The sequence below is a fragment of the Puniceibacterium confluentis genome (genome assembly GCF_007923445.1).
Taxonomy (GTDB): Bacteria; Pseudomonadota; Alphaproteobacteria; order Rhodobacterales; family Rhodobacteraceae; genus Puniceibacterium; species Puniceibacterium confluentis.
Genome location: NZ_VOJI01000099.1, coordinates 1 through 659 on the forward strand (window position 1 = coordinate 1; position 659 = coordinate 659).

Genomic DNA, 659 nt, shown 5'->3' on the forward strand with positions numbered 1-659 from the left:
CTGTGAGGTGCGTTCGCAGTTGATCATGGCTGTTGTAGTGGAAGCGTTTTACAGTGGCGTCCTTGATCGTGCGGTTCATCCGTTCGACCTGTCCCTTGGTCCAGGGATGGTTGGGTTTGGTCAGTCGGTGCTCAATGCCGTATGCCTCACAGATCATGTCAAAGCGCATCGGCCGTGAATACGCGGTGTTCCGGTTTCGAGGCTGCTCGGCGAACTGAATGCCGTTGTCGGTTAGAATGGTGTGGACCTGATACGGCACGGCTTCGAGCATGTGTTGCAGGAACTCCCAGGCCGTCTTTCTGTCCGCCTTCTCGACAAGCTGGGTCACAGCAAACTTGCTCGTGCGGTCGATGCCGACGAACAGGAACAGCTTTCCTTCAGCAGTCTGCACCTCGGCGATGTCGATGTGGAAGAAGCCGATAGGGTAGCGTTTGAACTTCGACCGCTTTGGCTTGTCGCCCTCGACGTCAGGCAGGCGCGAGATGCCATGTCGCTGTAGACAGCGGTGCAGTGCTGACCGTGTCAGGTGCGGGATGGACGGCTGCAGGGCATAGAGGCAGTCATCAAGCGACAGCAGCGTGTGGCGCCGAAACGCGACGATGGCCGCCTCCTCAGCCTCCGTGAGGACCGTCGAACGTGGCTCCTTTGGGCCGGTCTTG

1 protein-coding gene is annotated in these 659 nt (G+C 59.0%); it reads right to left on the bottom strand.

All coding sequences use genetic code 11. The features are described from left to right. The coding region (locus tag FOY53_RS22690) for a DDE-type integrase/transposase/recombinase (protein WP_146592540.1) at positions 1–659 on the bottom strand (659 nt) is incomplete at both ends.